The organism is Propionimicrobium sp. BV2F7 (genome assembly GCF_000510445.1).
In the GTDB taxonomy this organism is placed as follows: domain Bacteria; phylum Actinomycetota; class Actinomycetes; order Propionibacteriales; family Propionibacteriaceae; genus Propionimicrobium; species Propionimicrobium lymphophilum.
Genome location: NZ_AZIS01000002.1, coordinates 113880 through 127668, shown reverse-complemented (window position 1 = coordinate 127668; position 13789 = coordinate 113880). Strand labels below are relative to the sequence as shown.

The 13789-nt window shown below is 58.0% G+C and carries 16 protein-coding genes; 11 read left to right on the top strand and 5 right to left on the bottom strand.

Annotated features, from left to right (window positions below; translation table 11 throughout):
• Positions 1 to 35: 35 nt before the first annotated feature.
• From HMPREF1255_RS00680 to HMPREF1255_RS00670, 3 genes are all read left to right on the top strand, one after another.
• The gene (locus tag HMPREF1255_RS00680) at positions 36 to 1715 is read left to right on the top strand and encodes a ribonuclease J (protein ID WP_016455518.1); all 1680 of its coding nucleotides are present in this window, start codon (positions 36 to 38) and stop codon (positions 1713 to 1715) included.
• A gap of 100 nt (positions 1716 to 1815) precedes the next feature.
• Positions 1816 to 2001, top strand: a complete 186-nt coding sequence (gene rpmB, locus HMPREF1255_RS00675; protein ID WP_016455519.1) for a 50S ribosomal protein L28 — start codon at positions 1816 to 1818, stop codon at positions 1999 to 2001.
• A 96-nt stretch (positions 2002 to 2097) separates the two neighbouring features.
• Positions 2098 to 4311 (top strand): ATP-dependent DNA helicase RecG, encoded by a 2214-nt coding sequence (locus HMPREF1255_RS00670; protein ID WP_024110427.1) that lies wholly within the window; start codon positions 2098 to 2100, stop codon positions 4309 to 4311.
• 57 nt (positions 4312 to 4368) lie between these two features.
• Here the strand turns inward: HMPREF1255_RS00670 and HMPREF1255_RS00665 are convergent, their stop codons facing one another.
• On the bottom strand, positions 4369 to 4788 hold the full coding sequence (locus HMPREF1255_RS00665; RefSeq protein WP_016455521.1) for a pyridoxamine 5'-phosphate oxidase family protein: 420 nt from the start codon (positions 4786 to 4788) through the stop codon (positions 4369 to 4371).
• A gap of 53 nt (positions 4789 to 4841) precedes the next feature.
• On the opposite strand from HMPREF1255_RS00665, the gene rsmD reads away from it, so the two are divergent.
• The 6 genes from rsmD to HMPREF1255_RS00635 all read left to right on the top strand — a co-directional run bounded on the left by rsmD (position 4842) and on the right by HMPREF1255_RS00635 (position 8513).
• On the top strand, positions 4842 to 5414 hold the full coding sequence (gene rsmD / locus HMPREF1255_RS00660; RefSeq protein WP_024110412.1) for a 16S rRNA (guanine(966)-N(2))-methyltransferase RsmD: 573 nt from the start codon (positions 4842 to 4844) through the stop codon (positions 5412 to 5414).
• 18 nt (positions 5415 to 5432) lie between these two features.
• On the top strand, positions 5433 to 5903 hold the full coding sequence (gene coaD / locus HMPREF1255_RS00655) for a pantetheine-phosphate adenylyltransferase (RefSeq protein ID WP_036916664.1): 471 nt from the start codon (positions 5433 to 5435) through the stop codon (positions 5901 to 5903).
• Positions 5904 to 5954: 51 nt separating this feature from the next.
• On the top strand, positions 5955 to 6458 hold the full coding sequence (locus tag HMPREF1255_RS00650; RefSeq protein ID WP_024110459.1) for a YbhB/YbcL family Raf kinase inhibitor-like protein: 504 nt from the start codon (positions 5955 to 5957) through the stop codon (positions 6456 to 6458).
• A gap of 184 nt (positions 6459 to 6642) precedes the next feature.
• Positions 6643 to 7086: a 50S ribosomal protein L13 gene (gene rplM / locus HMPREF1255_RS00645; RefSeq protein ID WP_016455527.1), complete on the top strand. Its 444-nt coding sequence runs from the start codon at positions 6643 to 6645 to the stop codon at positions 7084 to 7086.
• A 21-nt stretch (positions 7087 to 7107) separates the two neighbouring features.
• Positions 7108 to 7638: a 30S ribosomal protein S9 gene (gene rpsI / locus HMPREF1255_RS00640; protein ID WP_016455528.1), complete on the top strand. Its 531-nt coding sequence runs from the start codon at positions 7108 to 7110 to the stop codon at positions 7636 to 7638.
• 146 nt (positions 7639 to 7784) lie between these two features.
• Positions 7785 to 8513: a phosphatidylcholine/phosphatidylserine synthase gene (locus HMPREF1255_RS00635; RefSeq protein ID WP_016455529.1), complete on the top strand. Its 729-nt coding sequence runs from the start codon at positions 7785 to 7787 to the stop codon at positions 8511 to 8513.
• On the opposite strand, the gene HMPREF1255_RS09275 is transcribed toward HMPREF1255_RS00635, so the two are convergent.
• The gene (locus HMPREF1255_RS09275; protein ID WP_024110511.1) at positions 8494 to 9375 is read right to left on the bottom strand and encodes a hypothetical protein; all 882 of its coding nucleotides are present in this window, start codon (positions 9373 to 9375) and stop codon (positions 8494 to 8496) included. The genes HMPREF1255_RS00635 and HMPREF1255_RS09275 overlap by 20 nt on opposite strands.
• A gap of 61 nt (positions 9376 to 9436) precedes the next feature.
• Here HMPREF1255_RS09275 and HMPREF1255_RS00625 point away from each other — a divergent pair, with 61 nt between their 5' ends.
• Positions 9437 to 9739 carry a thiamine-binding protein gene (locus HMPREF1255_RS00625; protein WP_016455531.1) on the top strand — a complete coding sequence of 101 codons (303 nt, stop codon included), beginning with the start codon at positions 9437 to 9439 and terminating at the stop codon, positions 9737 to 9739.
• Positions 9740 to 9741: 2 nt separating this feature from the next.
• Here HMPREF1255_RS00625 and HMPREF1255_RS00620 read toward each other — a convergent pair whose 3' ends face one another.
• Positions 9742 to 11184, bottom strand: a complete 1443-nt coding sequence (locus tag HMPREF1255_RS00620) for a DUF2252 domain-containing protein (RefSeq protein ID WP_024110400.1) — start codon at positions 11182 to 11184, stop codon at positions 9742 to 9744.
• 132 nt (positions 11185 to 11316) lie between these two features.
• On the opposite strand from HMPREF1255_RS00620, the gene HMPREF1255_RS00615 reads away from it, so the two are divergent.
• Positions 11317 to 12081, top strand: coding sequence for a Bax inhibitor-1/YccA family protein (locus tag HMPREF1255_RS00615; protein WP_024110469.1), 765 nt, complete (start codon positions 11317 to 11319; stop codon positions 12079 to 12081).
• A 49-nt stretch (positions 12082 to 12130) separates the two neighbouring features.
• Here the strand turns inward: HMPREF1255_RS00615 and HMPREF1255_RS09885 are convergent, their stop codons facing one another.
• Together HMPREF1255_RS09885 and HMPREF1255_RS00605 are read right to left on the bottom strand one after the other, a co-directional pair.
• Positions 12131 to 12829: an NUDIX hydrolase gene (locus HMPREF1255_RS09885; protein ID WP_036916607.1), complete on the bottom strand. Its 699-nt coding sequence runs from the start codon at positions 12827 to 12829 to the stop codon at positions 12131 to 12133.
• A 45-nt stretch (positions 12830 to 12874) separates the two neighbouring features.
• Entirely contained in the window at positions 12875 to 13768 is an 894-nt protein-coding gene (locus HMPREF1255_RS00605) for a hypothetical protein (protein ID WP_024110501.1), read from the bottom strand.
• Between the last annotated feature and the right edge of the window lie 21 nt (positions 13769 to 13789).

Here is a 13789-nt window from a genome sequence, read left to right as displayed (position 1 = left end):
TGCGTCTTTTCTGAATGTTCGTAGAATGAGTGTTGATGAATGCTCTAAAACTTCCTCCCAAGCTTGAAGATAATCAACTTCGGATTATTCCGTTGGGCGGCCTCGGTGATGTCGGTCGCAACTGCACTTGTTTCGAAATCAACGGCAAAATTTTGATCGTCGATTGTGGTGTCCTCTTCCCCGAAGATCGGCAGCCAGGCGTTGATTTGATCTTGCCGGGAATCGACTATCTGAATGAACGCATGGAGGACATCGTTGCGATCGTCCTCACTCACGGCCACGAGGATCACATCGGTGGCGTGCCGTACTTGCTGCGCAGGCGTCCTGACATCCCCCTTTATGGCTCCAAGCTGACGCTGGCTCTGGTCGATTCCAAACTGCGTGAACACCGGATCAAAGGGGCCCGCCCGCACACCATCCATGAGGGCGACACCGTGCATGTCGACGGTTACGACCTGGAATTTTTGGCCGTCAACCACTCGATTCCGGACGCGCTCGCGGTGCATATCTCCACTGCCGCCGGCACGGTTCTTGTGACCGGCGACTTCAAGATGGATCAGCTCCCGCTCGACGGGCGCATCACGGACCTTCGCGGCTTTGGCCGACTAGGCTCAAACGGCGTCGACGTGTTCATGGCCGACTCGACCAACGCAGAGGTGCCCGGCTTCACCCGCAGCGAGCGCGACCTGATGCCGGCGCTGGAGAAGGTCTTCGCCGAAAGCCGTCAAAAGCTGATCGTTGCCTGTTTCGCCTCGCACGTTCACCGCGTCCAGCAGGTGATGGATTTGGCCGTTGAGCACGGTCGCAAGGTTGCTTACGTTGGCCGTTCGATGGTCAAGAACATGGGCATCGCAGCCGAGCTCGGCTATCTGAAGGTGCCGGGCGGGACGCTGATCGAGCTAAAAGACATCGATAAATATCGCGACGAAGAAGTAGTCGTTATCTGCACCGGTTCGCAGGGCGAGCCGTTGTCCGCGCTGAGCCGAATTGCTAACCGCGAGCACCCGGTTCTGGAGGTCGGTCCAGGCGATACTGTGCTGCTGGCCAGCTCGCTGATTCCTGGCAACGAGAACGCCGTGTCGAGAGTTATCAATGGGCTCACCAAGCTTGGCGCGAACGTCGTGCACAAGGGCAACGCGTTCGTGCACGTTTCTGGACACGCCTGCGCTGGCGAGCTGCTTTACGCCTACAACATGGTGCAGCCGAAGAACGCCATCCCGATTCACGGTGAGCCGCGTCACCTGCACGCTAACGCTCAGCTCGCCATCGCCACCGGCGTGCCGGAGGACAACGTGATTGTTGCCGCCGACGGTGACGTCGTAGATCTGATCGACGGGAAGATCGTTTCCAGGGGAGAGATCGACGCGTCCTATATCTTCGTGGATGGCTCCACGGTGGGCGACATCAGCGAGTCGAGCCTCACAGATCGTCTGATCCTGGGCGAGGAGGGCTTCATCTCGGTGGTGGCTGCCGTCGATTTGCGCACGAGTTCGATAGTCGCGGGGCCAGACGTCTCGGCTCGAGGCTTCATCGAGGACTCGCACGTCTTCGACGAGGTCACCGAGCAGATTCGTGAAGGCATCCAGGACGCCCTCGACAAGGGCCAAGACGACACGTTCCGTCTGCAGCAGATCGCCAGGAGAATCATTGGCAAGTGGGTTTCGCGTACTTACAGGCGTCGCCCTATGATTGTGCCGGTGGTTATCGCAATTTAGTGTTGCGCGAGTTTTGCGTGAGCGCGCGATGCTGGATATGCTAACCAGGTTGCGTCTTTAGGGGCGCCTCTAACTATCAATCGCTGCAAGGAGTGTTCCCATGGCTGCCAGGTGTGAAATCTGCGGTAAGGGCCCGAGCTTTGGCCACAATGTGCCTTGGTCGAAGAAGAAGACGCCGCGGCGCTGGAACCCGAACATCCAGCGTGTACGTGCGGTTGTCAACGGCACCCACAAGCGTCTGAACGCCTGCACTGGCTGCATCAAGGCCGGTCGCGTCACGCGCTAATTTTAAGCATTTGAAGGCCCATCCCTTTCGGGGTGGGCCTTTTGCTGTGCCTGGAGACGTTAAAAATTGTCGGTGGGGCTGGCTAAAGTTTAAGACGTGCAATCAGATTATCGACTGTCGACGTTTAGACGCTTCGCGGAGCCGCTTAGCGAGGTGCTAGGCGGCAAGACTGCCAAGCCGTTAGCTAGCCTGGGGCTGGAGACGGTCGGTGATTTGCTGCGCCATTTTCCTAGGCGCTATTTATCGGGCACGCAGGTTACCGATCTTTCGAAGGTGATTCCAGGCGAAGAGGTTGCGTTGGTGGCCAGGGCCTCGAATATGCAGAAGTATGTCGACGGTCAACGTTCGTATTTCCAGGACGAGATTGCTTCCCAAACCGGCACGAGGGCAAGGTCCTCCGCTAGAAAGGGGCGCATGAGTGGCACACTGCTGGGCGGTTCCGGCGAAATGTCTGTGACGTTTTTCGGTCGCGAATACATGCTGGACTATTGGCATAAAGAACTGGTCGGTGGAAAGACGGGGATTTTCGTCGGCAAAGTCGGCATCTGGCAGAACCGTCCGCAGATGACCAACCCGCAGTTCATCATGCTGGATTCGGCGGGTAAGCCGATTGGCAAGGGCAAACAAGACAAAATTCGGTTGGTTAATAGGGTCCAGCGTTCCAGCTTTGTCGGCATCTACCCGGCCACCAAATCGGCCAGCACTTGGCTGATCGCGGACGCCGTCGAGGCTTTGCTCGAACTTCTTGTGGGTCTGGAGGATCCGCTGCCGGCCGGGCTGAGAAAAGAGCTCGGGCTGATGGAAATTAACGAGGCAATCAATCAGATCCATCGTCCGGAGAATCTGGACGAAAACGACGACGCAAGGTATCGGCTGAAGTTCGACGAGGCTCTCGCGCTGCAGGTCGCCATGGCGGATAGGCGTGCCGCCACTCGCGCCAACGAGGCTGCGCCAATTCAGTTGAAAGACGACGGGTTACTGGCCAAGTTCGATTCCCAATTGCCCTTTGAGCTGACCGAGGGGCAGCAGAAGGTTGGTGAAGAGATATTCGCGGACATGGCCAAGCCAGCTCCCATGCAGCGACTGCTGCAAGGCGAGGTGGGTTCGGGCAAGACGGTCGTTGCGCTGCGTGCCATGCTCGCCGCGCTTGACGCTGGCAAACAGGCCGTTCTGATGGCCCCAACGGAGGTGCTCGCCACCCAACATGCGGAGTCGATGTCGAAGCTTTTAGGCTCGCTCGGCCTTGATGTGGAGTTACTTACCGGTTCGATGGCAGGTTCGCAGGCGAAGACCGTGAGGTCGCGCATTGCGTCCGGACAGGCCCGGATAGTCGTTGGCACCCATGCGCTGATTTCTGCAGCAACCGAATTCCAAGACCTCGGCCTGGTGGTCATCGATGAGCAACACCGCTTCGGGGTTGCTCAGCGTGAAGCCCTGCAGCGCAAGGTGGGTCTTTGGCCGCACACGTTGGTGCTAACTGCAACCCCAATTCCGAGGTCTATCGCCATGACGATCTTCGGCGATCTGGAGGTCTCGACTCTTCGGCAGTTGCCTGCTGGACGTCAAGAAATTCAGACAACCGTTGTGAACAGGGCGCAGAATCCGGGATGGGTGCCGAGGGTTTGGCAGCGGGTGCGCGAGGAAATCGAGAAGGGCCGTCAGGCATTCGTCGTCTGCCCGAGAATCTCCTCGACTGATGACGAATTGCCAACCGGTTCCGAGGCTTCGCCCAGCGCGGCCGTCGAAGACGTCTTCGACGAATTATCCGCCGGCCCGCTTGCCGGTTTGCGGTTGGCCAAACTGCACGGGCGAATGCCTGCGGAGAAGAAGGCCACGGTGATGGCCGATTTCGCTGCCGGAAACCTGGATGTTTTGATTTCAACCACGGTCATCGAGGTCGGCGTCGACGTGCCTAATGCCTCCGCGATGATCATCATCGATGCGGACAGGTTCGGCGTCGCCCAGCTTCATCAGCTTCGTGGTCGCATCGGGCGTGGCGGTTACGCGGGGCTTTGCCTGCTGTTGACGAATTCGGCTCCGGACAGCCCATCCTTGGAGAGACTCAACTGGGTTAGTGCCACCAGGGACGGCTTCCAGCTAGCCGAATACGATCTTGAGGTTCGTCGTGAGGGCAACATCATGGGGCCGGAACAATCCGGCGGCAGATCCGCGCTGCGGCTTCTTCGGGTTGTGACGGATTCCGATCTGATCGAGCGCAGCCGCGAGGTAGCCGAAAAGATTGAGGGGCAAGAAGTTTTCGCTGATTTGCGTCACGATATGGCTCTTTCGATCGAAAGCCAGGACGCCTGATTTTGGGCTCAAAAAAATTGCCGGTTGGCGCCGTTGCCAACCGGCAATTGATGGTTTTTATTCGGCAGGCTCTTCGCCGAATGTGAAGGTGCGTCCGGAGATGTCCTTGGTGGGTGTTACTCGAACGTAGTTCGGCTTAACCGTCGGAACCCAAGGCAGCAGAGGCAGCTTGTCGAGCAGCTTCAACTCGACCTCATCGGTCACGACCTCGCCGCGGCCGTCAACAATGACACTCCAACCGGTCTCCTCTGTCCAGCCGTCGGCCTCGAAGCAGACGTGGCTGTTAGTGGCCAGCGCGTCGAGCTTGCTGCCCGCTGCGCTGCGGAAAACGATTGATTCGCCGTCGACGGCGTAGTTGATCGGGAAAATCTCGGGCGTGCCGTCCTGATCGATGACGGCGAGACGACCCAGAGACTGGGATGCAAGGTAACCCCAGCAGGATGCTTCGGGGATTATCGATACGGGAGATTCAGTCATGGTTTAATCATCTCTCATTTTTGCCTGGTTTGTTAGCCAGATAGCCTACTTATGTGAGCAGAATTATTGCCGGTGCTGCGAAGGGTGTCAGACTCAAGGCTCCCGCCGGGGCTAATACCCGTCCGACCACCGATAGAACTCGCGAGGCATTTTTTAACTCGTTGGCCACCTGGTTCGACTGTGCGGGCGTCGAAACTTCTCAGCAGATGGCAGGCGTGGCCATGCTCGACCTGTATGCGGGCAGCGGGGCCATCGGTCTGGAGGCGGTCAGCAGGGGAGCGGACGCGACTCTCGTAGAGAAGGCCAGGCCGGCATCGGCCGTCATTGCGGAGAACATGCGCTTGGCCCGCCTAAAAGCTGCCCTCGTCACCTGCTCCGTCGAGTCTTATCTGGCCGGTCAACCGAAAGCCTTCGATCTGGTCTGGCTGGATCCGCCCTATGACGTCACCACGGCACGCATCAACGAGTTGGTGGCTAAACTGACTAGAGGCTGGTTGGCGCAAGACGCGCTGGTGGTCATTGAAAGGTCCGTTCGCGACGAGCCCCCCACCTGGCCTAGTGAATACGACGAGGTGTGGGATAAGCGCTACGGCGAAACTGCGCTGTACTACGCCAGGTTTAGTTAGGAAGCTATGGAAAAGTCAGTGATTGCTGTGGTTCCGGGGTCTTTCGACCCGATCACGCTAGGCCACCTGGACATCATTAATCGTGCCGCTGCCGTGTTTAACGAGGTCATCGTCGCGGTCGGGCGTAACACCACTAAGAACTACATGTTTGAGCCGAACAAGCGTTTTGGATTGGTTTGCGACGCTGTCAGCGGAATCAAGAATGTTCGCGCAGCGAGCATCGGGGGTTTGTTGATCGATTTTTGCCGCGAAAACGGGGCCTCCGTCATCGTCAAGGGTGTGCGCTTTGGCTCGGATTTCGACTACGAACTTCAGATGGCGCAGATGAACCGCGCGCTGGGTGGGATCGAAACGGTGCTGCTGCCGGCAGGACGCGAATTCGGCACGGTCTCCAGCTCAATCCTGCGCGAGGTCGCCCACAATGGGGGAGATATCAGCCAGTTCGTGACGCCAGCAGTGAACCAGGCGGTTCTTGAGCGCCTTTCTTAAAGTTTTAGCGCTTGTCGGAATATTTTGTTCCGATGTGCTTGGCTAGCTGACATGAGAGATCCATATGAAGGTATTCCCGCACCAGCGAAGCTGAACGTCACAAGCAAGGACTTCGAGGACGGTGCGCCGTTACCCGTAGATACCACCGCCAGCGAGGGCGGCAAGAACATCTCTCCGCAGCTTTCCTGGAGCGACGTGCCTAAGGGCACGAAGGTTTTCTACGTCCACTGCTACGACCCCGACGCGCCAACTCCGTCCGGTTACTGGCACTGGTCGCTGGTCAACATTCCTGCATATGTGAACAGCTTAGACCGGGACGCGGCGAAGAACCCGCCGGCAGGCGCCATCACGCTGAGGAACGACAACGGGCAGCGGGAGTACACGGGCGCTGCCCCGCCAACCGGCCACGGCCCGCACCGCTACTTTTTCACGGTCTATGCCCTCGACGCTCCGCTAGATATCAACGAGAACACCACCGCCACTACCGCATCTTTCATGGCGAGGATGCACACGTTGGCTCGCGGCAGCGTTGTTGGCACATTTGAAAACAAGTAATTTAACAAGGCTTCGTAGCGACTGATATAGTCGCTCGACGCATCAGTTTTAGCTATACGCCACCAGTTGCGGTTAATAATTTTGACCCAAAATGGTTGTCGCGTTATGCTAGAGCGCTGTTGCACGCTAGCCGCGTGCCGATGCGAAATTGAACTTATTATCTAGTGGAAGAGGGCTCGCGACCGTGCCTACATACAGCCCAAAGCCTGGTGACTTGACCAGGAACTGGCTCGTCATTGACGCTGAGGACGTTGTCCTCGGCCGGTTGGCGACCACTGTTGCCAATTTGCTCCGCGGCAAGCACAAGCCGACTTTTGCGCCGCACATGGACGGCGGCGACTTTGTCGTCGTTATCAACGCTGGCAAGGTGTCGCTTTCTGGCAAGAAAGCTGAAGAAGATTTGCGTTACTCAGTTACCGGTGCTCCTGGTGGCATGAAGGTTGCTACCGCTGGCGAATTGCGTGCCAAGGACCCGCGCAAACTGGTTGAGCGCGCTGTTTGGGGCATGATGCCGAAGAATAAGCTGAGCCGTCGCCAGATGGGCAAGCTGAAGGTTTACGCAGGCGCGGAGCATCCGCACGCCGCACAGAAGCCTCAGCCGTACGAGATTAAGCAGGTCGCGCAGTAGGCGCGAAGGTAAGGACGTACTGTGACCGAAACGCAGACTGAAGACCTCTCAGTAGAGGCCACCGGAACCGAAGGTTTCGTTGACGAAAATGACCGTAACATTGCTTACCGCTCGGATTCGGCTCCGCAGACAGCTGTCGCTGGCGCCGACCGTTCCGCTGTGATCGCTCCAGGTCACGGCACCGGCAGGCGCAAGCAGGCTGTTGCTCGCGTTCGCCTGATCCCCGGCACCGGTAACTTCACCATTAACGGGCGTACCCTCGAGGACGTTTTCCCCGACAAGCTGCACCAGCAGACCGTCAAGGAGCCGCTGGTTGCTCTCGGTGTCGAGGACGCATACGACGTCGTCGTTCGCATTAACGGTGGCGGCATCACCGGTCAGGCTGGCGCACTCCGCCTGGGCATCGCCCGTGCGCTGAACCAGATCGACCGCGACGCCAACCGTCCGGCCCTAAAGAAGGCCGGTCTGCTGACCCGCGACGCACGTAAGAAGGAGCGCAAGAAGGCTGGTCTGAAGAAGGCCCGTAAGGCTCCGCAATACTCGAAGCGTTAAGACTTCAAAAATATGCCGTCGTCCCTTCTGGGCGGCGGCATTTTTTTTGGGACCTTTGGCAATAATCGTTGTTATTTGGCGCTCGTTACGAGATTTAGCATGGGTCTTGTTGTACATTTTTCTTTGCGAAATTGAGAGGACGCGATATGCAAACAGAGATTCAACAGCCCGCCTGGTCGCTGAGCAGAAGGCTCGGTGCGTGGGGAGTGCATTTCTTCACCATGAGCGGCCTAATCTGGGCTGTCCTTGCCATCGGCGCGTTAAATGCTGGCCAGCTGAAGCTGATGTGGCTCTGGCTGGGCATCTCTCTGGTCGTCGACTCGATTGACGGCCCGATGTCTCGAAAGATCCGGGTCACCGAGGTCTATCCCTGGTTTTCCGGTGCGATGGTGGACAACATCGTCGACTACATGACTTGGACCCTCATTCCCGCGCTTTTCATCGCCGCCCAGGTGCCGCTCGGCACTAAGCCCCTGGTCTATGTCGCCCTTGCGATGATCCTGATGTCCTCGATGTTCTGCTACGCAAACACAAAGATGAAATCGAGCGATTGGTATTTCGTCGGTTTCCCGGCGGCCTGGAACGTGATCGCCGTCGTCATGTGGATTTTCCAGACGCAAGTCGCCCTCAACTGGGTCGTGATTGTGGTCTTTAGCGTGCTGGCGGTCATTCCTTGGCAGTGGGTGCACCCGTTTAGGGTTCGCAAGTTGCGGTCGGTCACGGCCACGTGCGCGTGCATTTGGGTCGCGGCTACGGCATTTATGGTGGCTCTTCAGCCTGTTCACCCCTGGTGGCTCGTCGCTATCTGGTTGGTTGCCGGTCTTTGGATCATCCTCGTCGGCGCGTTGAAGAGCTTCACATCGTTTCTGGACTGACCCGACGAAGGTTGTTGGAAACCCGCTTGTCCATCCAGGCCTTCGTCCCCTCGAGCAGGATGGTGCTTGCGATGAGCAACGCGATGACGACGATGACGATCGGCGGATACTGCTTTCCGTTCAACGCGAAGTAGACGTATGGCGCGGTGAAGGTGACGACAGTCGTCACCATCCCTGCAAGACGCATCAGGAATTTTTTCGCGGTGAACATCGTTAAGATGCCCCAGGTGTAGGGGATTGCCGTGCCCAGATCGATGGCCCACAGCGCCCATAGGGAGCCCTCGAATTGTTCGACGAAGGAAACCGGTAGCACCCTGAGGGCTGAATAAACCAGCACCACCACGTAGGCCCAGAACTCAAAGTTTGTCGCTATCCGTACTAATGTCGAGCGTCGGATAAGCCGGATTCCTTGGTTAGTTAGCTCTCTTTCGTGCCTTGCCGAGACTAACAACCCGTCCTGCCCGTCGAGCACTCGATGCAGCAGGTCAAGATCATCCGTGCCTGCATGTTTGAGCAGGTGATCGAGGAAAATTCTGGGGGCGATTCCCACTGGGGTTACTAGTCGGCCATTGACTTGCTGCTTTGGTCCGAGCTCACTAAGCGGCCATTTCTTTCGCCATTGTTCGATTTGGGCGTCGCTCATAGGCGCCAGCCAAAGCCGTTCCCTTTTCCTGAAGGAATCTCTCATCAGCGCGCAAAAATCTGCGTATTCGCCTTCCGTTTCCGGCACCCTCATTTTGGGCAACTCCCGGATGTGCCAATCGCGAAGGTCGCCCAGTCGGTCGATTCCGGCAGCGTTTTTTACCGCTTCTGGCCACAGCTCGAACGAGGTGCCCGCTGAGGGACTTAGCGAAAGTTTCACCCGATTAACCTACCTGTTAGTTAGCTATCTAGCGCATGGGGAATCGCCGTATGCTGGATGCATGTTAGTTGCTTTCTGTATTACCCCATCCACTTCTGGCGAAGACGGCTCCGTGCACGACGCAGTGGCGGCGGCGGTCAAAGTTGTTCGCGATTCTGGGCTACCCAACGAGACCACGTCCATGTTCACCACAATTGAGGGCGAGTGGGACGAGTGCATGAAGGTCGTCAAGGACGCCTGCGACGCCGTCGCCAAGTTCGGTCCGAGAGTCGCCCTTGTGCTTAAAGCCGACATTCGCGGAGACCGCACCGGAGAAATGCAGGGCAAAGTCGACCGCTTGGAGAAGGCGCTCGAAGAACTCTGAGGCTAGATGCCGTCGATGGACGCGATCCGTCCGTCCTTAATGGCTTTCACGAACTTTTCGTGGTCCGACTCGTTCTGGTCTGCATAGGCCCGGGAGAAGTTGGACATCGCCTCGGCGAGCTTGTCGGACTTGCCGATGTATCCGATGATCATTGACGCGCCGGAGGTCCTGGCGTGGGACTTGGCCAGCAGCAGCCCTAGCACCCCCGCGTAGTCGGCGAGTGCCTTCGGATCTAGGTCGTCGATCAGAATGGCGCCCTTCATGTTTCGCCACTGGCGGACGTAGAACTGAACGGGGCCAGATCCCTCGTCGAGTCCTTCATCGTCCGGGTCGTATTCCCCGAGAGCGGGCGTCGAGGTCCAGCCGAGCAACGGATCACTGACCGTCTGCAGACACTGCTGATATTCCACGACCCGCTGGCCTTGGTGAGAGTGCAACGGGACGTCGCCGTGCACGTGCTTTGCTAGAACAGAACGCCTTGCCTGCTTCAACTGTAGGAATAGAACGTCTTCTGGGCTCGAACCCTGCAGCAGTGCCAGGTAGCTGCGCAGCCCGACAGAACCGACGCCCACCACCTTGTGCGCGACATCCACGAGGGTGTAGCCGTCCAGCAGGCGTTGCCACTGGGGCTGCAGAGTCTCTAGGTAGTTGTCCAGCGCCTTCCCTAGCTGTTCCGCACGCGCGGGGGATGTGTGGATGAAAAGCGGGGGATCGTCGATGATCTTGCGCTTTCCGTCGGATTCTTCTTTCGTGATCTTCGGCAAGGATCGGTCAGAGGTGCGCTTGCGGGCCTTCTTCACCGCGCGCTCTATTTCCGAATGCAACGCGGTCTCATTAACGGTCTCCTTTAGCCGGTCGACGTCGAGGCGGTTGAAAGACCTGCGGAGCAGCGGCTGGGTGGCGAGCCAGCGAAGCTCGTCGCGATATTCGATGACGCAGGTCATGACCGCCTCGTGGCAGTCATCCTCGCTGACGCCGTTCTCTCGACCGGCGATCCATAGGCTGGCCACCAGACGACGCAAATCCCATTCCCAAGGGCCAGGGTGCGCTTCGTCGAAGTCGTTGATGTCCATGACTAGCTCACCCTCTGGGGAACGATAGAAACCGAAATTCCCCATGTGGGCGTCGCCGCAGACAATCGGCTTGATGCCGGTGTACGGCAGGGTGGCGCAGTCATCGGCGAAGATGCTCGCCGCACCTCGGAAGAATCCGTATGGCGAGGTTGCCATCCGGCCGTGACGCAGCGGAATCAACATCCCGACGCGCCCGTAGTCTGATTCGATGACCTGGCGTACTGGGTCAACCCGATCCGGGCTGGCCTGCCAGCCTCCAAGGTCCTCCCTGGAAACTTTTTCGCGTAGCCCCTTGCCGTAGGCAAGTCTCTGCGGTCTGGTTGACCGCTGCCTGGTTAACGTTGGCTTGGCTAGATCTTCGAGAGGTTCCATACGCACATCCTTGCACTTGGCCGGAGTCATTTCCACCGAGTCGATGGTGAACGTCGCTGTGACCTAGCTGTGAGGACATTGGTTTGTGCCATATCCACACTTAAACTTGATGGTGAAGCGAAAGGTGGATTAATGCGAAGCAGTAACCCGGTCTTGACCAGAACGGATTTCGGCGCTGATCAGCGCGGTTACGGTTACGACACTGAACCGAGATTGGCCGACTACGAGTCGATGACGCTGCAGGACGTCGTCAACAAGTCTTTTATCCTGCTGATCTTGCTTGTCGGGGTGGCGATCGCCACCATAACGATTGTTCCTGTCCAAGCTCTTAGTGGTGTCGCCGTGCTGTGTTCTGTCGCAGCGCTGGTTGCCGCGTTAGTGGTTTCTTTCCGCCGCAAGGTGTCCGCCGCTGGCGTGGTCGTATACACGGTTCTCGAGGGCGCGGTCATCGGCGCCTGGAGCTACATACTCGAGTCCATGTACCCTGGCATCGTCTTCCAGGCTGTGCTCGGGACGTTCATGGCCGCCGCAGCGACGTTTGTCGCCTACCGCTTTGGGGGCGTACGAGTGCGCGGTAAGTTCGCGCGCGGAGTGGTAATCGGGATGTTCGCCTACGTCGGCGTAGCCCTGGTTAACCTGGTGTTTTCCTTCTTTGGCAACAGCTTCGGCTGGGCTGGCGTTGGAGCGGGAACGGGTGCCATCGCCTGGGTATCCGCTGGGATCGGTGTTTTTCTCGCCGTGGCCAGCCTGGTGATGGACTTTGACGAGATCGAGCGTGGGGTTCGCATGGGGGCGCCCAGGCAGGAGTCTTGGCGCGCAGCATTCGGCTTGATGGTCACAATGATCTGGCTCTACACTCAGATTTTGAGGATCCTGAGCTTCTTCAGGAACGATTAGTCCTCGTCGAGTAAAATTTTTGGGCGTCCAGTCGCGGACGCCCAATTTGTTAACTGATTTCCGGCACTTCGGATAAGTGCTTGTCGAGCATAGACCGCACCCACGACGACCATGCCAGGTGACGCCAGCGGTTCGCGGGCACCCAAGTGGCGGAAGAAGTGGTCCCGCCCACCTCGAGCACGCGCGGCTTAGTCGGGTTCTTGCAAGTTGCGCTGTAGACGATCCGAACGGCCTGGAAGTCCTCGAGTGTTCCGTTTGGTGCCCTGCCGACCCAGTGGTCGGATTGAATGTCGATCAGCCTGTCCAGTTCGACCGACTGAGCGGTTTCCTCATTTATCTCACGCAGCACACCCTCGCTGGGGCTCTCCCCGAGTTCGACGCCGCCACCCGGAAGCTGCCAAAAATCGGGAATCGACTCGTGCGGTGAGCACACGGTGCCAAGAACTCCGTACTTGGAGCGCACGATCGCGTACGCAGCGATACGCTGCCTGACGATCGGCTTCTCACCCTGCTGAACGACCAGTTGCGGGTCAACCCCGCGGGCCTTGTATCGGGGAGGTTTGGTGCGTTGCGTTTTGCCGGCGACTTGTGCCGTGATGACGATCTCGTCATCAATCAGATTCGCCGATAAAAGTTTCGAGATCACGTAGCCCGAACGCCACAGCATCATCTTGGGGTCTAGGCCGTGATCGACATGAAGACTAACGGAAATTGGCGCACCCGGCGCTGTCACTCCAATAATCCTCATATAGCCATAATGGCACCTAGGTAAAAATAGTTGTCAAAAGCGTCTCTAACGGGGCTTTACCGGGGTGCCATCTAGAGAGGTTAGTTCTTGGGTCCCGCCGTAGGAAAAGTTGATAAAAGGCTGGTCTTCGTCTTTCTGCTGTTTGACGGTTGCAACGAAGTCTTTGCTTTCCGATTCGGCTGCAGCGGCGAATTTTTCCGCAAGAATCTTGGCGTCGATCAGGGAAGGCGCGAAGGGTTCGTCGGAGATGGATTGCTTGCGCTGCAAGGAATAGACGGGCACCGAAGTCTTTCTGATCCTTCGGGTCACCGTTCCCGGGCCCGAAGCCACGTCCACCCAGAGTTGATCCGCCGTTAACCCGGCGGCGAGGATCCGCGTAGACGGGCCGACCGCCTCGGTCAGCGCCTGCGATACATCTTCCGCTGAGGTGAAATCCAGCGGCATTATGACGGTTGCGTCGGGCCTGAAGAACACGGTGGAGCTTTCAGGCGTCGTGCTAACCGTCATCAAGATCTTCGAATTGGCGTATTCGGTGATTTGAAGTTCTTGGTTCTCCGCTGATCCGCAGAGCTGCGCGGACTTCTCGAACATCGCGCCGACATCAGAGATGTTGAAATCTCGAGGATCGAAGCTAGAAGATACGACGGTGTCGGTGCCCTCATCTTGGGTTGTGATTTTCCCGTCCCGCCAAATCTCAGAAACTGGCTTCGACCATTCGTCGACGTAAGTCAGCCTGGCCTGGTCGCCGGTGATGCGGAGGCGGACGACGCTAGACGGGTCTGCTATCTGCCCAAGAAGCTCGCCGACTACCTTCTGTGCGGCTCCGGGAGTCAGCAGTTCGGTGCTCGGAGTCGGACTAGGGTCGGTCGGCTTCGCTTCTTCGTCGCATCCAACGAGTAGGAGCGTGAGGCAAGCCAAAAGAGCAAGAAGCTTCTTCATGGTTTACAGGCTACCGCGCAA